The organism is Variovorax sp. W1I1 (genome assembly GCF_030815625.1).
GTDB lineage: Bacteria > Pseudomonadota > Gammaproteobacteria > Burkholderiales > Burkholderiaceae_C > Variovorax > Variovorax paradoxus_C.
On sequence record NZ_JAUSWZ010000001.1, the window covers coordinates 4,098,243 to 4,118,713 of the forward strand.

The following is a 20,471-nucleotide window of genomic DNA, read 5'->3' on the forward strand; positions in this document are numbered from 1 at the left end:
AAATCTACTTCCTTATGATGCGAAACCTTTTTCCGCCGGAAGCAGAGAGCCCTGTCCATGGTCCAGCTCGCGTTGCGTCGCCCTTACACCTTCATCGTCATGGCGATGCTGATCGTGCTGGCCACGCCTTTTGTCCTGGCGCGCATGGCCACCGACATCTTTCCGGAGATCAACATCCCGGTCGTCAGCGTCATCTGGAACTACACCGGCCTTCCGGCCCAGGAGATGGGCCAGCGCATCTCGGGCCAGGTCGAGCGGGGCCTCACCACCACGGTGAGCGACATCGAGCACATCGAATCGCAGTCGCTCGCGGGCGTATCGATCATCAAGGTGTTCTTCCAGCCCACGGCCAACATCGAGATGGCGATCTCTCAGGTGGTGGCCTCCATGCAGGCGCAGGTGCGGCAACTGCCGCCGGGCATCACGCCACCGCTGGTCATCAAGTATTCGGCCTCCAGCGTGCCGGTGATCCAACTGGCGCTCTCCAGCCCCACCCGCTCTGAAAATTCGCTCTTCGACGCCACCGTCAACCAGCTGCGCCCGCAGCTCATCACCGTGCCGGGCGCGGCGATTCCCTTTCCCTACGGCGGCAAGAACCGGCTGATCTCTGTCGACCTGGACACCCAGGCGATGCAGGCACGCGGCCTCGCGCCGTCGGACGTTGTGAACGCGATCAACACGCAGAACCTGATCCTGCCCTCGGGCACCGCCAAGTTCGGCGCCACTGAGTACGGCGTGCGCATGAACGGCTCGCCCGACGCCATCGCGGGGCTCAACGACCTGCCGATCCGCACCGTGAACGGCGCCACCGTCTACGTGCGCGACGTGGCCTACGTGCGCGACGGCTTCTCGCCGCAGACGAACATCGTGCGCCAGGACGGCGTGCGCGGCGTGCTGCTGTCGGTGCTCAAGAACGGCGGCGCCTCCACGCTGGACATCGTGGCGAACATCCGCGCCATGCTGCCGATCGCCACGCAGTCGATGCCGCAGGACATCAAGGTCACGCCGCTCTTCGACCAGTCGGTGTTCGTGAAGGCTGCCGTCAAAGGCGTGGTGTTCGAGGCCATCCTGGCGGCCGCGCTCACGGCGGCGATGGTGCTGCTGTTCCTTGGCAACTGGCGCAGCACGCTCATCATCGGCCTCACGATTCCGCTGTCGATCCTGGCTTCGATCCTGGTGCTGTATTCGCTCGGCGAAACGCTCAACCTCATGACGCTGGGGGGCCTCGCGCTCTCGGTGGGCATATTGGTGGACCAGGCGATCGTGACCATCGAGAACATCGAGCGCCACCTGCACATGGGCACGCCGCTGCGGGAAGCCATCGAGGTCGGCGCCGGGGAGATCGGCAGCGCCGCCTTCGTTTCCACGCTGTGCATCTGCATCGTGTTCGTGCCGATGTTCTTTCTCTCGGGCGTGGCGCGCTTTTTGTTCGTGCCACTGGCCGAGGCGGTGGTGTTCGCGATGCTGGCTTCGTACCTGCTCTCGCGCACGCTGGTGCCGACGCTGGTGATGCTGCTGATGGGCGGCGTGCATGCGCAGCCGGTCGACGGTGCCGCAACCAGGAAGCCCAGCGCACTGCAGCGCGTCTATCAAAGCTTCGACCGCCGCTTCGAACGCGTGCGCCGCGCCTACACGCTGCTGCTGTCGGTGGTGCTCTCCAAGCGCGGCGGCTTCATCGGCCTCTTCCTCGGTTTCTGCCTGCTCTCTTGCCTGCTGTACCCGGTGCTCGGCCGCGACTTCTTCCCGACCGTGGACGCCGGCCAGATCCGCCTGCACGTACGCGCCCCCACCGGCACCCGCATCGAGGAAACCGCGCGCCTGACCGATCGCGTCGAAGTCGCCATCCGCGAGCTGGTGCCGGCCGACCAGCTCGAGACCATCCTGGACAACCTGGGCATTCCCAACAGCGGCATCAACCTCTCGTACAGCAACGCCGGCACCATCGGCACCTTCGACGCCGAACTCCTGCTTTCGCTGAAGGATGGCCACCGGCCCACCGAAGAGTTCGTCACGCTGCTGCGTGCGGAGTTGCCCAAGCGATTTCCGGGCATCGAGTTCTTCTTCCAGCCCGCGGACATCGTCACGCAGATCCTGAACTTCGGCCTGCCCGCGGCCATCGACGTGCAGTTCAGCGGCGCCGACATCGCGGGCAACGCGGCGCGCGCGGCCGAGCTCACGAAGGCGATCAAGCAGATTCCCGGCGCGGTCGATGCGCACGTGCACCAGCGGCTCGACGGCCCCAGCCTCAACCTGCAGATGGACCGCACGCGGCTGCAGCAGTACGGGCTCACGGCCGCCAACGTAGGGCAGAACGTACTGATCGCGCTCTCGGGCAGTTCGCAGACGGCGCCTGCCTTCTGGCTCAATCCGGTGAACGGCGTGGTCTACAGCATCGCGGTGCAGACGCCGCAATACAACATCGACTCGCTCGATTCGCTGCTCAACATTCCGGTGGGCACGGGCGGTACAGCGGCCGCAAGCGGCGCCTCGCAGCAGCTCCTCGGTAACCTGGTCGATGCGCAGGCGGCGCGCCAGCCGGCCGTGATGTCGCGCTACAACATCGCGCCGGTCATCGACGTCTACGTGAGCGTGCAGGGCACCGACCTTGCGAGCGTCGCCTCCAAGGTGCAGGTGCTGGTCGACGAGATGCGGCCCAAGCTCTCGCGCGGCAGCCAGGTCACCATTCGCGGGCAGGTGCAGACGATGCAGTCGTCGTTCATCGGCCTGGGCGTGGGACTCGCGATGGCGATCGTGCTGGTGTACCTGCTGATCGTGGTCACCTTCCAGTCGTGGCTCGATGCGGCCATCATCATCACCGCCCTGCCAGCGGCGCTCGCGGGCATCGCGTGGATGCTCTTCATCACCGGCACCACGCTGAGCGTGCCCGCTCTCACGGGCACGATCATGACCATGGGGGTGGCTACGGCCAACTCCATCCTGCTGGTGTCGTTCGCGCGCGAACGGCTCCAGGCCGGCATTCCGCCGCTCTCGGCCGCGCTCGAAGGCGGCGCCACCCGCATCCGACCGGTGCTGATGACGGCGCTGGCGATGATCATCGGCATGATCCCGATGGCCCTCGGCCTCGGCGAAGGCGCCGAGCAGAACGCGCCGCTCGGCCGCGCGGTCATCGGTGGCCTGCTTTTCGCCACGGTGTCGACATTGTTTTTCGTGCCCGCCGTGTTTGCGGGGGTGCACAGTCGGCTTGCGCATCGCAAGGCGGCACGCGAAGAAGCCGGCCATTCGGGTCACACGCCAGCGGGCGCAGCGCCCCAGGAGAACTGATTTCATGACGGAGCAACGCCACTCGGCATTGGCCATCCACCCCATCGCCGTCGAAGAGGGCGAGGGCGAACTGCTGCGCCGCCGGCAGATCGTGAAGCGCACGCGCTGGCTCGTCGTGATCGTGCTCGTGCTGCTGGCGCTCGGTGCGGCGCGCACGGTGTTCGTGCGCATCGCCAACGCGCGTGCGCTCGAAGCGGGCACCTCGGAGCGCGCCAAGCTCCATGTGCAGACCGCCCTGCCGCGCACACCCACCGCCGGCCAGACGCTGGCGCTGGCGGGCACGCTGCAGGGCTTCGTGCAGTCGCCGATCTCGGCGCGCGCGAGCGGGTACCTCAAGCGCTGGACCAAGGACATCGGCAGCCGCGTCGAAAAGGGCGAGCTGCTGGCGGAAATCGAAACACCGGAAATCGACCAGCAGCTCTCGCAAGCCGTCGCCGCGCGCACACAGGCCGCCTCGGGCCTCGCGCTCGCGCAGAGCACGGCCGAGCGCTGGGAAAACCTGCGCAAGAAGGACGTGGTCTCGCAGCAGGACCTGGACGAGCGCCGCAGCGCCGTCGCGCAGGCCACCTCGAACGTGGCAGCCGCCGATGCCAACGTGCAGCGCCTGAAGCAGACCGAGGGCTTCAAGCGCATCGTCGCGCCGTTCGCGGGTGTCATCACGCGCCGCAACGTCGACGTGGGCGACCTCATCGATGCGGGCGCGGGCGGCGGCGCCGGGCGGGCGCTCTTCATGCTGGCGCAGACCGATCCGCTGCGCGTGTACATCAACGTGCCGCAGGCCTACGCGCAGCTCGTGAAGGCCGGCCAGCCGGTGGTGGTGACGCAGGCCGAGCTGCGCGGTCAGAGCTTCAAGGGCGAAGTGGCGCGCACCTCGGGCGCCATCGACGCGACCACGCGGATGATGCAGGTCGAGGTGTCGCTGCCCAACCGCGACGGCGCGCTGCTGCCGGGCGCCTATGTGCAGGTGTCGCTGCCGCTGGCCGCGGCCCGCACGATCACGGTGCCGGCCAATGCGCTCTTGTTCCGCGCCGAGGGCACGCGCATCGCGGTGGTCGATGCGCAGGGCCGCATCGGCCTGCGCCCCGTGACGCTGGGCCGGAACTACGGCGAGAACGTCGAGGTGATCGACGGCCTCGGCACCAACGACCGGATGGTGCTCAACCCCTCCGACTCGCTGGCCGAAGGCGATGTGGTGACGGTGGCACCCGACGCACCACCCGCGGACCCGAAGGCGCCCGCCAAGAAGGAACCGGCGTGAGACTGCTGGTCATTGCCGCCGCGGCGCTGCTGGCCGCGGGCTGCGCGGTCGGCCCCGACTACAAGGCACCCGAGACACCGCTGCCCGTTAGCTGGAAGCTCGAAGCGCCCTGGCGCCAGGCCACGCCTAACGACGTGGCCGACAAGGGCGCATGGTGGAAGCGCTTCAACGATGCGCAGCTCGATGCGCTGCAGGACAAGGCCCTCGCCGGCAGCCCGACGCTGGTCATCGCCAACGCGCGGCTCGCCCAGGCGCGCGCCAACCTCGATGCGAGTTCGGCCAGCCGCTTCCCGCAACTGGGCCTCGGCGCCCGCGCCTCGCGCTTGAAGATTTCCGCCAACCGGCCGCTCACGAACTACGCAACCACCAACGCATCGACGGTGCAGAACGACTTCGCGCTGTCGCTCAACGCCAGCTACGAGCTCGACCTCGCGGGCCGCGTGCAGCGCACCGTCGAAGGCGCGACGGCATCGGCCGAGCAATCGGCCGCGGATCTGGCGAACACGCGCCTCGTGCTCACCGCCGACGTGGCGAACAACTATTTCAACCTGCGCTCGACCGACATCGAACTCGATGTGCTCGCGCGCTCCATCGGCTTGCAGCGCCGCGCGCTCGAACTGGTCACCGCGCGGCACGACCTGGGTGCCGTGTCGGGCCTGGACGTCGCGCAGCAGCAAGCGCTGCTCGAGACCACGCTGACGCAGGTCGATGTGCTGAGGAAGCAGCGTTCGCAGTACGAGCACGCGCTCGCCACCCTCACCGGCACGCCCGCGCCCAGCTTCGCGCTGCCGGTGGACCTGCGCGAGATCCGCCCGCCCGCGGTGCCGCTCGGCGTGCCCTCGGAAATCCTCCAGCGCCGGCCCGACGTGGCGTCGGCCGAGCGCTCGATGGCCGCGGCCAATGCGCAGATCGGCGTGGCGACCGCGGCCTTCTACCCGAGCTTCATCATCTCGCCGACCGTGGGCGTGGACAGCCGGTTGATCGAGTCGCTGTTCAACGGGCCGAGCCTGTTGTGGTCGGTGGGTGTGTCGGCCACGCAGGTGCTGTTCGACGGCGGCCGCGTGCGCGCGAACGTCGACTTCGCCAAGGCCGGCTACGACGCGACCGTGGGCAACTACCGCCGCACGGTGCTCGTCGCGATGCAGGAAGTGGAAGACGGCATCACCGGCCTCTCCGCGCTCGACAGCGCCACCACGCAGGCGCAGGCCGCCGTCGCAGCCGCGCGCCGGGTGCTCGACATGGCGACCAGCCGCTACGAAGGTGGCGCATCGACGTACCTCGATGTGATCACCGCGCAGCAGTCGCTGCTGACGGTCGAGCGGCAGGCTGCGCAGTTGCAAGGCCAGCGGCTGCTGACCTCGGTGTTTCTCGTGAAGGCGCTCGGCGGCGACTGGGACGCGCCGGCCTGAGCGGTCGCGGCGCGCGAGCGCCAGCGGGCGCGCGTGCAGAATCTCATTCGCCGCGCCCGCCGGCCCCGCTTCCCATGCCGCCTCTCACGCCTGAACCGCCGACTTCCCGCGCCCGCTCCGGCCGCCGCGCGTTGTTCGCCTGGGCAACGGCCATCACGCTGACCGTGGCATTGATCGCCGCCGCGGGCCAGTGGGCCGCGAACCGCGAAACGGCCTTCCAGACGGATTCGATCCGCCGCGCGATGGAAGTCCACGTGCTGGGCCTTCGCGACACCGCCGGCAAGTACGGCTACCTGCCGCTCACCGCGGGCATGCACCCCGACGTGCTCGCCGCGCTCGCGCATCCGCAGGACGCGGCCGTGCGCCAGCGCGCGAACCGCTACATCGAGGAAGTGAACCGCGACGCAGGCTCCGACGTGCTGTACCTGATCGACCCGCAGGGCTTCACGCTGGCAGCGAGCAACTGGGCCACGCCGCAGAGCTTCGTCGGCCAGTCCTATGCCAACCGGCCCTACTTCATCGATGCGCTCGCGGGGCGCCAGGGCCTCTTCTACGGCGTTGGTCAGACCACCGGCGAGCCCGGGCTTTTCGTTTCCGCGCCCGTGCGTTCGGAGAGCGGCGCGGTGCTGGGCGTGATGGCGGCCAAGGTCGTCCTGCGCCAGGCGGCGTGGGCGTTCCTGCGCGACCCGATCCTCCTGACCGACGCCCACGGCATCGTGTTCCTGAGCTCGGTGCCTGCGTGGATGTACCGCGCCACAAGGGCGCTGAGCGATGCGGACCTGGGCGAGGTGCAGCGCCACCAGCAGTACGGCGACCGCAACCGCTTCCCGGCGGTGCCCTGGACCGTGGAACGCGGCGACAGCGAGAAGCCCGCCTACCTCGTGCGCACGGACATCGAGGGCCGGTCGCGCCGCTTCCTCGCGGTGGACGAGGCGCTGCCCGATCTCGGCTGGACCCTGACGGTGATGGCCGACCACGACGAGGTGACCGCCGCGCGCGAGCGCACCTGGATGCTCGGGCTGCTGGGTGCCGGCGTGCTGCTGCTGGGCGGGCTGTACTGGCAGTTGCGAGAGCGCCGCTTCGCCGAGCAGCGCGATGCACGGCGCGACCTGGAACAGCGGGTGCGCGAGCGCACGCGCGCGCTGGACGAAGCGCACGCCTTCCGCAAGGCGATGGAAGACTCGCTCCTGGTCGGCATGCGCGCGCGCAACCTGGAAGGCCGGATCATCTACGTCAACCCGGCCTTCTGCGAGATGGTCGGCTACGGCGCCGACGAGCTGCTCGGGCGGCTGCCGCCCTACCCTTACTGGCACCCCGACGACGTGGCGCAGCACTGGCGCCACAACGACACCATGCTGAGCGGGCAGACCGATCTCTCGGGTTTCGAATCGCGCCTGCGCCACCGGGACGGCCACGAGGTGATCACCATGGTCTACACCGCGCGCCTCATCGATGCCGGCGGCCAGCACAGCGGCTGGATGAGCTCGGTGGTGGACATCACCGCGCAGAAGCGCGCCGAACTGCGCCAGCGCGAGAACGACGAACAACTGCAGCATGCGCAGCGCCTGGCCAGCCTGGGCGAGATGGCCTCCACCCTCGCCCACGAACTGAACCAGCCGCTGATGGCGCTGAGCAATTTCGCGAGCGCCGCCAAGGCCTTCGCGGAGCAAGGCAACCAGGCGCTGCTGGCCGACAGCCTCGACGAAACCGTGGCGCAGGCCCAGCGCAGCGCCGAGATCGTGCGGCGCATCCGCGGCTTCGTGCGCCAGCGCACGGCCGGTGCCGAAGACTGCGCGGTGAGCGCGCTGGTGGCGAATGCGATGGCGCTGCTGCAGGGCGAGATGCGGCTGCGGCAGGTGCGCGCCGAGGTCCGCATTCCGCTCGCGCTGCCCACGGTGCGCGGCGATCGCGTGCTGCTGGAGCAGGTGCTGCTGAACCTGTTGTCCAACAGCCTGCAGGCCATGCAGGCCACGCCGCCCGAACAGCGGCTGGTGGAGGTCGAGGCCGAGGTGGTCGAAGGCCGCGTGCACATCCGCGTGGCCGACTGCGGCCCGGGCATCGATGCGGCGCTGGCCGAGCAGGTGTTCGCGCCCTTCTTCACGACCAAGGCCGGCGGGCTGGGGCTGGGCCTGAACATCTGCCGCACGATCGTGGAGGCGCATCGCGGGCGGCTGTCTTTTGCGGACCGGCCCGGCGGCGGCACGGTCTTCACCCTGGAACTGGAGGTATCGACGTGAATGGCACCCTTGCCAACAACCTGTGCGTGGTCGACGACGACGAGGCCGTGCGCCGATCGTTGGGCTTGTTGCTGCTGTCGCGCGGCTACGCGGTGCAGACCTTCGCCTCGGGCGAGGCGTTCCTGGCCAGCGCCGACATCCAGCGCGCGGGCTGCGTCGTGCTCGACCTGCGCATGGAAGGCATGAGCGGCCTGCAGGTGTTCGACGCGCTGCGCGCACAGGACAGCCCGCTGGTCGTGCTGTTCCTCTCCGGCCACGGCGACATTCCGATGGCCGTCGAGGCGGTGCAGAACGGCGCATTCGGCTGGCTCGAAAAGCCCTGCAACGACGAGCGCCTGCTCGAGAGCATCGCCAAGGCCTTGCAGCAGGCGCAGGACATCGCCGTGCGCCGCCAGGCCCGGCAGGCCGCGCAGTTGCTGTGGGCCAAGCTCACGCCGCGCGAGATGCAGGTGGCCCGGCTGGTCGCCGAGGGCAAGCCCAACAAGAAGATCGCGCTCGAGCTCGCGCCGCTGGAGCTGCGCACGGTGGAGACGCACCGCGCCCACGTGTTCGCCAAGCTGGGCCTGTCGAACAGCCACGAGCTCGACCGCTTCCTGCGAGAGCACGCGCTGTAGCTGTCGCAGGAGGCTTCTAGGTATTTACCCTTGCGTACACGTACGTAGCAGCGCGACGGGCGGCTACGGACGACGGCACGGCGGCGGCGAAAGAGACTCCGGGGACAAGCTTCAAGCGGTCCCACGGGCCGCGCCCAGAGACAAGGACCTCCAATGACCGCCATCGCCAGCGCCGGTGCCTCCAGCCCGGACGCATCCGCCCCCGACACGTCTTCCACGCCCTACACCTTCGAGGAAAAGCGCAAGCGCATCTTCGCGATCTTCGCGGCCTCGTCGGGCAACCTCGTGGAGTGGTTCGACTTCTACGTCTACGCGTTCTGCGCCATCTACTTCGCGCCCGCGTTCTTTCCCAAGTCGGACCCGACGGCGCAGTTGCTCAACACGGCCGGCGTGTTCGCCGCCGGCTTCCTGATGCGCCCGATCGGCGGCTGGATCTTCGGCCGGCTGGCCGACCGCAAGGGCCGCAAGACCTCGATGGTGGTCTCGGTGACGATGATGTGCGTGGGCTCGCTGGTCATCGCCTGCCTGCCCACCTACGCCAGCATCGGCGCGGCGGCACCGGTGCTGCTCCTGGCCGCGCGGCTGCTGCAGGGCCTGTCGGTCGGTGGCGAATACGGCACCACGGCCACCTACATGAGCGAAGTGGCGATGCGCGGACAGCGCGGCTTCTTCTCGTCCTTCCAGTACGTGACGCTCATCGGCGGCCAGTTGCTGGCCGTGGTGGTCGTGGTGGTGCTGCAGCAGTTCCTGGACGACGCCGAACTCAAGGCCTGGGGCTGGCGCATTCCCTTCGTGCTGGGCGCGGTGGCCGCGGTGGTGGCGCTCATGCTGCGCCGCTCGCTCACCGAGACCGCCAGCACGGAGACACGCGCCGTCAAGGGCGCCGGCACCATGGGCGAACTGTTCAAGCACCACAAGCGCGCCTTCTTCATGGTGCTGGGCTACACGGCCGGCGGCTCGCTGATCTTCTATACCTTCACCACCTACATGCAGAAGTACCTGGTGAACTCGGCCGGCATGTCGATCAAGACGGCCAGCAACGTGATGACGGCGTGCCTCTTCATCTACATGTGCATGCAGCCGCTCTTGGGCGCGCTGTCCGACCGCATCGGCCGGCGCAGCAACATGCTGCTGTTCGGCGCACTCGGCGCATTGATCACCGTGCCCGTGCTGACCAGCCTGCAGAGCGTGACCAGCCCGCTCTTGGCCGGCATCCTGATCGTCGTGGCACTGGCCGTGGTGAGCTTCTACACCTCGATCAGCGGCATCGTGAAAGCCGAGATGTTTCCGCCCGAAGTGCGCGCGCTGGGCGTGGGGCTGTCGTATGCGGTGGGCAATGCCATCTTCGGCGGCAGCGCGGAATACGTGGCGCTGGGTCTGAAGTCGATCGGCCACGAGTCGTACTTCTACTGGTACGTGACGGCCATGATGGCGGTGGTGTTCGCGGTCAGCCTGCTGCTGCCGCGCCGCGCGACTTACCTGCATCACGACAAGTAAGAACAGAACACAGAAACGGCCTGATGCTCGAACGGCGCCGAGCGAAGGCCGCCACCGCGCGCAGATCCGCTAGAACAGGTTGCCCTGCCCCGCCGCCCCCGGCGGCCGGAACGCGGTGGTGTCCATCGGAATGCGCTCTCGATTGAAGCCCAGGCGATTCGTCGCTTTCTGGAAGCGCTGGTGGATCAGGTCGGCCCACAGGCCCGAGCCCTTCATGCGCGTGGCGAAATCGGCGTCGTAGTCCTTGCCGCCGCGCATCTCGTGGATGCGCGCCATGATGCGGTCCGCGCGCTGCGGGTAGTGCAGCGCGAGCCATTCCTTGAAGAGCGGCGCCACCTCCCACGGCAGCCGCACCACCGTGTAGAACGCGCTGCGCGCACCGGCCTCCCAGGCGGCTTCGAGCACGTGTTCCATGTCTTCGGTCACGAAGGGAATCTGCGGCGCCACGCTCACGCCCACCGGCACGCCTGCTTCGGCCAAGGTGCGGATGGTGCGCAGCCGCCGGTGCGGCGCGGCAGCGCGCGGCTCGAGCTTGCGGGCGAGTTCGCCGTCGAGCGTGGTCACGGTCACATACACCGCGGCGAGGTGCTCGGCCGCCATCGGCGCGATCAGGTCGAGGTCGTGCTCGACGGCGCTCGACTTGGTGACCAGCGCGAACGGATGCCGCACTTCCTGGAGCAACTCGATGACCGAGCGCGTGAGCCGCAACTCGCGCTCGATCGGCTGGTAGCAGTCGGTGGCGGTGCCGATGGCGATCTGGCTCGGCCGGTAGCTCTTGCGCCCGAGTTCGGCGCGCAGCACCTCGACGATGTTGCGCTTGGCGATGAGCTTGGTCTCGAAGTCGAGGCCGGGCGAGAGATTGAGGTAACTGTGCGTGGGCCGCGCGAAGCAATAGATGCAGCCGTGCTCGCAGCCGCGGTACGGATTGAGCGCGCGATCGAAGTAGATGTCGGGCGAGTCGTTTTCGGTGAGCACCGACTTCACGTCCTCGAAGCGCACCTCGGTCGCGAGAGGCATGAGTTCCCCGGCCTCGGCCACGCCCTCTTCGAGCGTGCCCCAGCCGTCGTCGAACGCGTTGCGCTCGTCTTTGGAGAAACGGTGCGCCAGCCGGGTGGCCGCACCTCGGCCTTTGATGATGTGAATGGGAACGGGGGATGCGGGTGGCATGGCAAATCCTCTCGATGAATTTACTGTGTATTCATACAGTATTTCACTATTCATCAGCGGCCGGTGATTTTTCTATTTCTCTATTGACAGAAATTCAGGAAATCCTAGACTCGACGCCATGGAACTCACAGAAATTCAACGCAAGTTCGTCGTCCACTGGGGCGAAATGGGCTCCATGTGGGGCGTCAACCGCACCGTCTCGCAGATCCACGCGCTGCTCTTCGCGCACGGCAAGCCGATGCACGCCGAGGAACTCTCCGAAACGCTGGGCGTGGCCCGTTCCAACATCAGCAACAGCCTGAAAGAACTGCAGGCCTGGAACCTCGTGCGCATCACCCACATCCTGGGCGACCGGCGCGACTATTTCGAGACCAGCGTCGATGTGTGGGAGCTGTTCCGCACCGTGGTGCGTGAGCGCAAGGAGCGCGAATTCGATCCCACCATCCGCGTGCTGCGCGAGCTGGTCTCCAGCCCCGATTTCCAGAAGGAACCGGCCGATGCGCAAGACCGCATCCGCTCCACCATGGAGCTCATGGACAAGCTCGCCACCTGGGCCGACGAGATGCTGCGGCTCTCGCCCGGCACGCTCGACAAGGTGCTGACGCTCGGGGCCAGCGTGCAGAAGTTCGTGCGCGGCGATGCGGCTCCCGCAGCACCAACCGGCAAAGGAGAAGACCCCGACGCGCACCACGCGAGCCTGCCGATGATCTGAGTTCTCCTTTTTTTGCCCATCTATTTCTGTTTTGACTGAAATATCGAGAGCGAAGAACACCATGAGCCGCCTAGCCGTTGCCGCGTACCCGCTGACCGTCTACTACGACGCTACTTGCCCGCTGTGCGTGGCCGAAATGGGCGCCATGCGCGCACGCGATGCGGCCGGCCGACTGAACCTTGTCGACTGCTCGCCCCCCGGCTTCGCTGCCGGCCCGGCCCCACGCGAGGCGTTGATGACGGCCATGCACGCGGTCGACGCATCCGGGCGCGTGCTCTCCGGCGTTGCAGCGATCCGCGCCTGCCGCGCGGCCGTGGGCATGCCGGCGGGAGGCGCACTGCTCGACCTGCCCATCGTCGGCGCGCTCGCCGACCGCGCCTATGCCCTGCTCGCACGCAACCGCTACCGGCTGCCGCGCTGGCTTGTCGCACGCCTCGCGGGCCGCGGCGCCATCGCGCCCACCACCTGCGCCGACGACCACTGCCGCTTCTGAACCGATCACGCTGTCACGCCCCCAGGGAATCACAAGAACCAACGCCAGAAGGACCCTCGATGCCCAACGTCTTCCAGCCCGACTTCCGCATGCCGTCCACTGCGACGCACGCACCCGTGAACACCACGAGCGCTCCGATCACGGCCGAGGACACGCAGGACTACTTCACCGAAGTCGCGGTCGACTACAGCGCTTGGAGCCCGAGCTACAACATGCACTTCGGCTTCTGGCGCGCGGGGCTCAACCCGCTGCGCCGCGAAGGCATGCTGGTGGAGATGAACCGTGCAGTCGGCCGCGCGCTGCGGCTCGATGAATCGCAACCCGCCGCGAGCCGGCAACGCCGCTGCGTGATCGACATGGGCTGCGGCGCCGGCGCCACCGCGCGCACGCTGGTCGGCGACGACGCATCGCTCTACGCGGTCACCGTCACCAACGTGCCCGTGCAGAACCGCATCGCCGCGCGGCTCGATGCCGCTGCCGGCGTGGCCGACCGCATGGCCCACATCGAAGCCGACTACACCCGCACCGGCCTGCCTGCCGCGCAAGCCGACGGCGCCTGGGCGGTGGAGAGCGCCTGCTATGCCGAAGGCACCGCCAAGGCCGACTTCGTGCGCGAGGCCGCGCGCCTGCTCAAGCCTGGCGCGCGGCTCGTGGTGGTCGATGGCTTCCTGCTGTGCAAGAACCCCGGCCGCATCGCCGCCTGGCTGCATCGCCTCTGGGCCGACAGCTGGGCCGTGCCCACGCTGGCCGTGCGCGACGACTTCACCGCGGCGCTGCGCGACAACGGCTTCGAGGACATCGAATTCAAGTCGCTCCGCTGGCGCGTTGCGCCGAGCGCGCTGCACATCCCGGTGCTGGCGACGCGCTTCACGCTGGCCGAACTCTGGAAGGCGCGCGGCAGGCTGAGCCCGTGGCGCCGCAAGCACATCGTCGCGAGCTATTGCGCGCTCGCGCTGGGCATGTTCTGGCGCGACTTCGACTACTGCATGGTGACCGCCAGACGCGCCGGCTGCTGAAAAAACAAAACACACGAGGAGAAGACGTTTCCATGAGCACCGAACCCGAAGAAAGCAGGCTCTCCGAGCTCGCTCCTCTGGACGCCCATCCGGACGAGAGGGAAGACAAACCCCGCCGCCGCATGCCCTTCGCGTGGTTCTGGCCGATCCTGGTCGGCGCGGCCGCCGCGCTCGTGCTGCGCATCGCCTTCAGCGGCGGGCCAGGCCGACCGTTCTCGGCGATGCTCGGTGCCTTCATCTACCTCGCGCCCGCCGTGTGCGGCGCCGTCACGGTGTACATGGCCGAGCGCATGGAGCGGCGAAGCTGGGGCTACTACATCTGGGCGCCGTGGGTGTCGACCGCGCTCTTCGTCATCGGCACGCTGCTGGTCTTCATCGAGGGAATGATCTGCGCCGTCGTCATCGTGCCGCTCTTCGCGGTCATGGGCAGCCTCGGCGGCCTGGCGATGGGGCTGGTGTGCCGCGTCACGAATTGGCCCAAGCCCGCGCTTTACAGCTTCGCGATGCTGCCGCTCGCGCTCGGCGCCATCGAGCCGCACCTGCCCAACCCGGACCAGTTCTCGAACACCTCGCGCACGCTCTTCATCGCCGCGCCGGCCGAGCGCGTGTGGCACGAGTTGAACAATGCGCGCGACATCCGGCCCGACGAAGTCGGCGATGCCTGGGCCTACCGCATCGGCGTGCCGATGCCCGTGGCCGGCGTGACGCACGAAACGCCCGAGGGCCGCGTGCGCCAGGTGCAATGGCAGAAGGATGTGCACTTCGAGGAACTCGTCACCGAGTGGCAGCCGCAGCAGCACATGAAGTGGCAGTACCGCTTCGCGCCCAACTCCTTCCCTGCGGGCGCGCTCGACGATCATGTGGTGATCGGCGGCCATTACTTCGACCTGCGCGACTCGGCCTTCACGCTGACGCCCCGCGACGGCGGCACCGAGCTGCGCATCGACGTGTCGTGGCGCGTGAGCACGCGCTTCAACTGGTATGCGGACCGCGTCGCGCAGTTCCTGCTCGGGGATTTCTCGGAGCACATCCTGCACTTCTACAAGGTGCGCAGCGAAGGCGCCGTGGCGGTGGCGGGATGACGCGCAACCACACGCAGCCCGTCTTCCAGCAGGCGCTCGGAGCAACCTGGGAAAAGCTCGGCGACGTGATCCGCCGCCACTACACGATGACGCCGTTCTCCGACGACTACGTGTGCGTCCGCGGCACCATGAACGAAGTGCATCACGCGCCATGGGCCGCGCTGCTGATGCCCTTCGGCCGCCTCTTCGGCGCGCTCGTGCCGTATACCGGAACCGACGTGCCGATCGAAGTGCACTACCGCTGCAATCCCGGCGATGCCAACCTGTACTGGGACCGCGTCTTCCACTTCGCAGGCCGCAAGCCTTTTCACTTTCGCTCGCACATGGAACACACCGCCGCGCACGGCGCCGAGGTGATCGAGTACGTGCGCTTCGGCATCGGCATGCGCCTGGCGGTGAGCTCGGAAGACGGCGCGCTGGTGTTCCGCGACAGGGGCTACATCTGGCGCGTCGCGGGCCTTCGCATTCCGCTGCCGCTCGGGCTCTTCATGGGCACGGCCTATGTCGAGGAACGGCCCGACCCAACGAGCCTCGAACACTTCACGATGAAGATGCTGCTGCGGCACCGCTGGTTCGGCGACGTGTTCCGCTACAGCGGGCGCTTTCACCTGCCTTCGTCCCCGGCATCGCGCACGGGATCACAATGAGCGCACCATGCCGCGCCGCCCCGAAAACCTTTACCCCCAGTACCACGCCCACGTTTACTTCGCCCCCGCCACGGTGGCGCAAGCGCGTGAGCTCTGCGAGCGCGCGGGCCGCGAACTGATGGTCGTCGTCGGCCGCGTGCACGAGCGGCTCGTGGGACCGCATCCGCATTGGAGCTGCCAACTGGCCTTCGATGCGGCCGAGTTCGATCAGGTGATTGGGTGGCTCGATGCCAACCGCAACGGCCTGGACATCTTCGTGCACGGCGTGACAGGCGACGACCTCGCAGACCACACGGCGCATGCGATGTGGCTCGGCGAGGAAAGCGCGCTCGATCTGCGGATGTTCCGGCGCTAAGCCCGGCCTCGACGCCTCAGGGCAGGCTGCGGATGCGCAGCGCGGCGGACGCGGTTTCGTCGAACGCCAGCCGGCCGGCGAGCGCCTTGTGCTCGTCGTAAGGCACTTCGTAGCTCCAGGCCACGTCCTTCGCATGCTTGTGGCGCGTCTCCGCATCGAAATAGCTGGCCTCGCCCTTGAACGGGCACTCGGTCACCGTGGCCGAGGGCTTCAGGAATTCCATCCGCGCGTCCTCGCGCGGAAAGTAGAAGCGCGGCGGATGGCCGTCCTCGTCCACGCGAATCACGTTGCGCGAATCGGCGACGGTCTCGCCGTCGATCTCCACCGTCATCCGGGCGTCGACGATCGACTCGTTCACCTGATGGTCGGGGGCGTTCTGGTGCCCTGGCGATTTGCTCATGGGTTTATTCCTCGGTCAGATTGCAAAGAATGGGTTTCGGGCAAGCCGGCACCCTTCGTTTTCAATCTCCGCGCAATGCGCGGCAGCGTCTGTCGGAAGCGACGCGTACGGGCGTAGGAATGATCGGACCCCGGCCGCCGATGCAGCGGCCCCTTCCTTTCCTTGTCAGAACTCCGCGTCGAGCTCGTCGATCTCTTCGGGCTCCTGCTTCGCCGCAGCCACCCATTCCTTCATCGCCGGCAGCTCCATCACCCGCTTGCAGTAGGCCGCGCAGGTGCTGTCGAGCGCCACGTCGTAGCTGAGGAACCGCGTGACCACCGGCGCATACATCGCATCGGCGATGCCCGGCTGCTTGCCGAACAGGAACGGCCCGCCGTAGGCCTTGAGGCATTCGCGCCAGATGGCGACGATGCGGTCGATGTCGGCCTGCGCGCGCGACCACACCTTGAAGTTCTTGAAGTGGGCCTTGATGTTCATCGGCAGCGCGCCGCGCATCGACGCGAAGCCCGAATGCATCTCGCCGCAGATCGCGCGGCAGTGCGCACGGGCCGCCGCATCGGCCGGCAGCAGCCCGGCCTTGGGCTTGATCTCGTTGAGGTATTCGCCGATGGCCAGCGTGTCCCACACCTTCACGCCGCCGTGCTGCAGCGAGGGCACCAGCATCGACGAGGAGAGCAGCAGCATCTCGGCCTTCATGGCCGGGTCGTCGGGCGGAATGATCTTCTCGCTGAAATCGAGCCCGGCCAGCCTGCACATCAGCCAGCCGCGCAGCGACCACGCGCCGTAGTTCTTGCTGCTGATGGTGAGAACGGGTTTGGCCATCGGGAAGCTCCTTGACGTTGCCTACGTCGCGTGCAAGCGCCATGCCACGTCGTACGCAGCTTGCTGGCCCGCAACTTGCCTGCACCCCGTGCATGCTTTACCGGGCCTACCAGAACCAAGCCGACCTTCTCTCGCCCTTGCGGCTCGCGGCGCAGTACTGGGGCAAGGCCCTCTGGAAAGACGACACCGACCGCACCATGGTGCGGCGCCTGGCCGCTCAGTTCGAGGTGTTCTCGCGCATGCGGCTGACCCATTCGCGGCCCGCCTACGGCATCGACTCGGTGATGGTCGATGGCACGCAAGTCGTTGTCCACGAAGAAAAAACGCTGATCTCGCCGTTTGGAACGCTGTTGCACTTCCGCAAGGACATCCAGGCCGTGCATCCACCCGTGCTGCTGGTCGCACCACTTTCGGGCCACTTCGCGACGCTGCTGCGCGAAACCGTGCGCACCCTGCTGCGCGACCACGACGTGTACCTGACCGACTGGCACAACGCGCGCGACGTGCCGCTGTGGCATGGCGGCTTCAGCCTGGACGACTACACGCTGCAGCTCATCCAGTTCCTCGAAACCATGGGCCCCGGCGCGCACATGGTCGCGGTCTGCCAGCCCTGTGTGGCCGCACTCGCCGCCACCGCGCTCATGGCCGAAGACGACAACCCCGCCACGCCGCGCAGCCTCACGCTGATGGCGGGGCCGGTCGATTGCCGCATCAACCCCACGGGCGTGAATGTGCTCGCCACCAGCAAGCCCATCGAGTGGTTCCGCCGCAACCTCATCAGCCACGTACCGTGGCCGCATGCGGGCGCGATGCGGCGCGTGTACCCCGGCTTCCTGCAGCTCTCGGCCTTCATGAGCATGAACCCCGAGCGCCACAAGAAGCAGTTCCAGGACATGTTCCAGCACCTCGTGGAAGGCGACGTCGAGAAGGCCCGCACCATCGGCACCTTCTACGACGAGTACCTCGCGGTGAACGATCTGCCGGCCGAGTTCTACCTGGAGACGGTGGAGCGCGTGTTCCAGACCTACGACCTGCCGCGCGGCGTGCTCACGGTGGGCGACCGCACGGTGAACCCCGCGGCCATCCGCCGCACCGCGCTGCTCACGGTGGAAGGCGAGCGCGACGACATCTGCGCGGTCGGCCAGACGGTCGCCGCGCAAGACCTCTGCAGCAACATCCGGCCGTATCTCAAGACGCATCACCTGCAGGCCGGCGTCGGGCACTACGGGGTGTTCAGCGGCAGCAAGTGGAATGCGCAGATCTATCCGCGGGTGCGCGAGACGATTCACGCGGCAGCGGAGTTGCACTGATTCGCTTCAGGCCTAAGGCTGGCGCCGCCCACGCGTACCCTTGGTCATGCGGCGCAGCGTCAGTTCCCCAGCCTGCGGCAACCTGTCGCGCAGAAACGCGATGAGTTCTTGTGCCACCACATTGCGCATTGGCCCCGGCAGGTAGGCCAGCACCACGCGGCGTTCGATGCGCGGCTTCAGCAGCGGCACCACCGCAAGGTCGGGATCGCGCAGCGACGCGGTGTACAGCCGCGGCATCAGCCCCAGCGCCTGGCCGCTGCGCACCAGCGCATAGAGGGTTTCGGAATAGCTCACGCGATAGGGCTCGGCGCCCTGCGCGAACTGCGCGCGCGCCGGGTTGCCCAGTGCCGGCATGCTGCCACTTTCGAACAGCACGAGGCGCTCCTTGCCGATGGCCTCCCAGTTCGCGTCGCCGGCCGCGGCCAGCGGATGGTCGCGCCGCACCACCAGCACAAGCGGGTCGCGAAACAGGTCGATGCAGGTCAGGCCGTTCGGCGGCTCGGTGATGGCGGCCACCGCCATGTCGAGCTGGCCGCTGCGCAGCTCTGTCAGCAAGGTGGTCGAGGGTGCATCGCGCCAGGCCAGTTCGACTTCGCGCTGCCCATCCTGTTGAAGGAATTCGCTCACGACGGCGGCCACGCGCGCGCTGGCCGAGGGAATCACACCCACGCGCACGAAGGCGCGGCCGCGCTGCACGGTGCTCTCGATGTCGCGCAGCGCCACCTCGAAGGTGTTGACGAGAAAGTCCGTGCGCGCCAACACCTCGGCGCCCACGGGCGTGAGTTCGAGGCGATGGGTGGATCGGGTGAGCAGTTCGACGCCGAGCAGTTTTTCCATCTGCTTGATGGCATTGCTGAGCGCGGGCTGCGTGATGGCCAGTCGCCGCGCCGCGCGGCCGAACTGGCCCTCCTCCACCAGCACCGAGAAGAACTGCAGCTGGCGCAGCGTGAGCGCACGCAGGGGCAAGGCGGCTGTGGCCATGGCATCTCCAGTCAGCGGTGGTTATTGATCCGGTGAATCAAATTATAGAAATTCAAAATTTTCCTTATAAGCCTCCGCTCCCTAGACTGGTCAGCATGACCAGCCCCATCCCGCCTGCGTTCACCCTGGAATCGTTCCTCCGCGCGATCCCCAAGGTCGAGCTGCACTGCCACTTGTTCGGCACAGTGCGCCACGAGACTTTCAAGCAGTTGAACCTGCGCGCCGGGGCGCCGCTGGCGGCCGACGAGATCGAGGGCTTCTACACGCGGGGCGAAAAACCGGTCGGCGTGTTGCGCGTGCTGCGCGCGCTCGACGCCCAACTGGTGCGCGGCCCAGGCGACCTCTACCAGCTCACGCTCGAATACCTGCAGGACGCGGCCTCCCACAACGTGCGCTACGCCGAGTTCTTCTGGAACCCGACCGGCACGGTGCACGGTTCGGGCATTCCGTATGCGATGGCGCAGGCCGCGATCGTGCGTGCGATACAGGACGCGCAGCAGGAATTCGGCATCACCGGCCGGCTCATCGCCGCCATCGACCGCGAGGCCAGCCCCGAGGCAGCGGTGGAGATGGTCGAGTGGGTCAAGGCGCACCGCTGCGACGAGGTGATCGGCATCGGCATCGACTACCGCGAGGTCGACCGGCCGCCCGAGCTTTTCACCGAGGCCTATGCCGCGGCGAAGAAGGCGGGCCTCAAGACCACCGCGCACGCCGGCGAGTTCGGCATGCCCTGGACGAACGTGCGCACCGCGCTCGATGTGCTGCAGGTGGACCGCATCGACCACGGCTACACGGTGGTCGACCAGCCCGACTTCGCGCGCGAATGCGCCGAGCGCGGCGTGCTCTTCACCGTGGTGCCGACCAACTCGTACTACCTGCGCACGCTGCCGCCCGAGCGCTGGGCCATCGACCACCCGATCCGCCGCATGCCCGGCCTGGGCCTGCGCATCCACCCCAACACCGACGATCCGACGCTGCACAAGGTCACGCCCACCGGGGCCTGGCTGATGATGGTGCGTGACTTCGGCTTCGGCCTGGACGACCTGCGCGGCTTCATGCACAACGGCCTCGATGGCGCATGGATCGACGACACCCAACGCCGCGCATGGCGCACGCAGTGGAGCGAGGCGTTCGACACGCTGCGCGCCCGCCTCGACACCGAACCCACGCCCCCCACCTTCGAATGAAC

The 20,471-nt window shown here is 67.8% G+C and carries 18 protein-coding genes; 14 read left to right on the forward strand and 4 right to left on the reverse strand.

Annotated elements, in window-relative coordinates; all coding sequences use genetic code 11:
• The first annotated feature begins 51 nt into the window (after window positions 1–51).
• From QFZ83_RS19255 to QFZ83_RS19280, 6 genes are all read left to right on the forward strand, one after another.
• Window positions 52–3,282, forward strand: coding sequence for an efflux RND transporter permease subunit (locus tag QFZ83_RS19255; RefSeq protein ID WP_307512763.1), 3,231 nt, complete (start codon window positions 52–54; stop codon window positions 3,280–3,282).
• A 4-nt stretch (window positions 3,283–3,286) separates the two neighbouring features.
• A complete protein-coding gene (locus tag QFZ83_RS19260) occupies window positions 3,287–4,540 on the forward strand; it encodes an efflux RND transporter periplasmic adaptor subunit (protein ID WP_307509137.1) in 1,254 nt (417 codons plus the stop codon).
• On the forward strand, window positions 4,537–5,949 hold the full coding sequence (locus QFZ83_RS19265; protein ID WP_307509139.1) for an efflux transporter outer membrane subunit: 1,413 nt from the start codon (window positions 4,537–4,539) through the stop codon (window positions 5,947–5,949). Before QFZ83_RS19260 ends, QFZ83_RS19265 begins: the two co-directional genes overlap by 4 nt.
• Window positions 5,950–6,023: 74 nt before the next feature.
• Window positions 6,024–8,186: an ATP-binding protein gene (locus tag QFZ83_RS19270; RefSeq protein WP_307509140.1), complete on the forward strand. Its 2,163-nt coding sequence runs from the start codon at window positions 6,024–6,026 to the stop codon at window positions 8,184–8,186.
• Window positions 8,183–8,800, forward strand: a complete 618-nt coding sequence (locus QFZ83_RS19275) for a response regulator transcription factor (RefSeq protein ID WP_307509142.1) — start codon at window positions 8,183–8,185, stop codon at window positions 8,798–8,800. The genes QFZ83_RS19270 and QFZ83_RS19275 overlap by 4 nt, the downstream gene beginning before the upstream one ends.
• A 153-nt stretch (window positions 8,801–8,953) precedes the next feature.
• Window positions 8,954–10,297, forward strand: coding sequence for an MFS family transporter (locus tag QFZ83_RS19280; protein ID WP_307509145.1), 1,344 nt, complete (start codon window positions 8,954–8,956; stop codon window positions 10,295–10,297).
• 69 nt (window positions 10,298–10,366) lie between these two features.
• Here QFZ83_RS19280 and QFZ83_RS19285 read toward each other — a convergent pair whose 3' ends face one another.
• The gene (locus QFZ83_RS19285) at window positions 10,367–11,464 is read right to left on the reverse strand and encodes a PA0069 family radical SAM protein (RefSeq protein WP_307509147.1); all 1,098 of its coding nucleotides are present in this window, start codon (window positions 11,462–11,464) and stop codon (window positions 10,367–10,369) included.
• Between the two features lie 118 nt (window positions 11,465–11,582).
• On the opposite strand from QFZ83_RS19285, the gene QFZ83_RS19290 reads away from it, so the two are divergent.
• From QFZ83_RS19290 to QFZ83_RS19315, 6 genes are all read left to right on the forward strand, one after another.
• Window positions 11,583–12,176 carry a GbsR/MarR family transcriptional regulator gene (locus QFZ83_RS19290; protein ID WP_013540298.1) on the forward strand — a complete coding sequence of 198 codons (594 nt, stop codon included), beginning with the start codon at window positions 11,583–11,585 and terminating at the stop codon, window positions 12,174–12,176.
• Window positions 12,177–12,237: 61 nt separating this feature from the next.
• A complete protein-coding gene (locus tag QFZ83_RS19295; RefSeq protein ID WP_307509152.1) occupies window positions 12,238–12,669 on the forward strand; it encodes a thiol-disulfide oxidoreductase DCC family protein in 432 nt (143 codons plus the stop codon).
• Window positions 12,670–12,728: 59 nt separating this feature from the next.
• A complete protein-coding gene (locus tag QFZ83_RS19300; protein WP_307509155.1) occupies window positions 12,729–13,685 on the forward strand; it encodes a cyclopropane-fatty-acyl-phospholipid synthase family protein in 957 nt (318 codons plus the stop codon).
• 32 nt (window positions 13,686–13,717) lie between these two features.
• Window positions 13,718–14,767 carry an SRPBCC domain-containing protein gene (locus QFZ83_RS19305; protein ID WP_307509158.1) on the forward strand — a complete coding sequence of 350 codons (1,050 nt, stop codon included), beginning with the start codon at window positions 13,718–13,720 and terminating at the stop codon, window positions 14,765–14,767.
• The gene (locus QFZ83_RS19310; RefSeq protein WP_307509160.1) at window positions 14,764–15,414 is read left to right on the forward strand and encodes a DUF4166 domain-containing protein; all 651 of its coding nucleotides are present in this window, start codon (window positions 14,764–14,766) and stop codon (window positions 15,412–15,414) included. The genes QFZ83_RS19305 and QFZ83_RS19310 overlap by 4 nt, the downstream gene beginning before the upstream one ends.
• A 7-nt stretch (window positions 15,415–15,421) precedes the next feature.
• Window positions 15,422–15,769: a DOPA 4,5-dioxygenase family protein gene (locus tag QFZ83_RS19315; RefSeq protein ID WP_307509163.1), complete on the forward strand. Its 348-nt coding sequence runs from the start codon at window positions 15,422–15,424 to the stop codon at window positions 15,767–15,769.
• Between the two features lie 16 nt (window positions 15,770–15,785).
• Here QFZ83_RS19315 and QFZ83_RS19320 read toward each other — a convergent pair whose 3' ends face one another.
• Window positions 15,786–16,169, reverse strand: coding sequence for a DUF427 domain-containing protein (locus QFZ83_RS19320; protein WP_306877717.1), 384 nt, complete (start codon window positions 16,167–16,169; stop codon window positions 15,786–15,788).
• Between the two features lie 165 nt (window positions 16,170–16,334).
• Entirely contained in the window at window positions 16,335–16,991 is a 657-nt protein-coding gene (locus QFZ83_RS19325) for a glutathione S-transferase family protein (protein WP_307509165.1), read from the reverse strand.
• 92 nt (window positions 16,992–17,083) lie between these two features.
• Here QFZ83_RS19325 and QFZ83_RS19330 point away from each other — a divergent pair, with 92 nt between their 5' ends.
• Window positions 17,084–18,301 (forward strand): polyhydroxyalkanoate depolymerase, encoded by a 1,218-nt coding sequence (locus QFZ83_RS19330; protein ID WP_307509168.1) that lies wholly within the window; start codon window positions 17,084–17,086, stop codon window positions 18,299–18,301.
• A gap of 12 nt (window positions 18,302–18,313) precedes the next feature.
• Here the strand turns inward: QFZ83_RS19330 and QFZ83_RS19335 are convergent, their stop codons facing one another.
• On the reverse strand, window positions 18,314–19,282 hold the full coding sequence (locus tag QFZ83_RS19335) for a LysR family transcriptional regulator (protein ID WP_307509171.1): 969 nt from the start codon (window positions 19,280–19,282) through the stop codon (window positions 18,314–18,316).
• A 95-nt stretch (window positions 19,283–19,377) separates the two neighbouring features.
• Here QFZ83_RS19335 and QFZ83_RS19340 point away from each other — a divergent pair, with 95 nt between their 5' ends.
• Window positions 19,378–20,469: an adenosine deaminase gene (locus QFZ83_RS19340; protein WP_307509174.1), complete on the forward strand. Its 1,092-nt coding sequence runs from the start codon at window positions 19,378–19,380 to the stop codon at window positions 20,467–20,469.
• Window positions 20,470–20,471: the final 2 nt, after the last annotated feature.

Coding starts and splice junctions, on each gene's coding strand:
- QFZ83_RS19320 (WP_306877717.1), bottom strand. CDS start 16,169: ATGAGCAAATCGCCAGGGCACCAGAACGCCCCCGACCATCAGGTGAAC.
- QFZ83_RS19330 (WP_307509168.1), top strand. CDS start 17,084: ATGCTTTACCGGGCCTACCAGAACCAAGCCGACCTTCTCTCGCCCTTG.
- QFZ83_RS19300 (WP_307509155.1), top strand. CDS start 12,729: ATGCCCAACGTCTTCCAGCCCGACTTCCGCATGCCGTCCACTGCGACG.
- QFZ83_RS19295 (WP_307509152.1), top strand. CDS start 12,238: ATGAGCCGCCTAGCCGTTGCCGCGTACCCGCTGACCGTCTACTACGAC.
- QFZ83_RS19315 (WP_307509163.1), top strand. CDS start 15,422: ATGCCGCGCCGCCCCGAAAACCTTTACCCCCAGTACCACGCCCACGTT.
- QFZ83_RS19310 (WP_307509160.1), top strand. CDS start 14,764: ATGACGCGCAACCACACGCAGCCCGTCTTCCAGCAGGCGCTCGGAGCA.
- QFZ83_RS19305 (WP_307509158.1), top strand. CDS start 13,718: ATGAGCACCGAACCCGAAGAAAGCAGGCTCTCCGAGCTCGCTCCTCTG.
- QFZ83_RS19335 (WP_307509171.1), bottom strand. CDS start 19,282: ATGGCCACAGCCGCCTTGCCCCTGCGTGCGCTCACGCTGCGCCAGCTG.
- QFZ83_RS19270 (WP_307509140.1), top strand. CDS start 6,024: ATGCCGCCTCTCACGCCTGAACCGCCGACTTCCCGCGCCCGCTCCGGC.
- QFZ83_RS19260 (WP_307509137.1), top strand. CDS start 3,287: ATGACGGAGCAACGCCACTCGGCATTGGCCATCCACCCCATCGCCGTC.
- QFZ83_RS19340 (WP_307509174.1), top strand. CDS start 19,378: ATGACCAGCCCCATCCCGCCTGCGTTCACCCTGGAATCGTTCCTCCGC.
- QFZ83_RS19290 (WP_013540298.1), top strand. CDS start 11,583: ATGGAACTCACAGAAATTCAACGCAAGTTCGTCGTCCACTGGGGCGAA.
- QFZ83_RS19280 (WP_307509145.1), top strand. CDS start 8,954: ATGACCGCCATCGCCAGCGCCGGTGCCTCCAGCCCGGACGCATCCGCC.
- QFZ83_RS19325 (WP_307509165.1), bottom strand. CDS start 16,991: ATGGCCAAACCCGTTCTCACCATCAGCAGCAAGAACTACGGCGCGTGG.
- QFZ83_RS19285 (WP_307509147.1), bottom strand. CDS start 11,464: ATGCCACCCGCATCCCCCGTTCCCATTCACATCATCAAAGGCCGAGGT.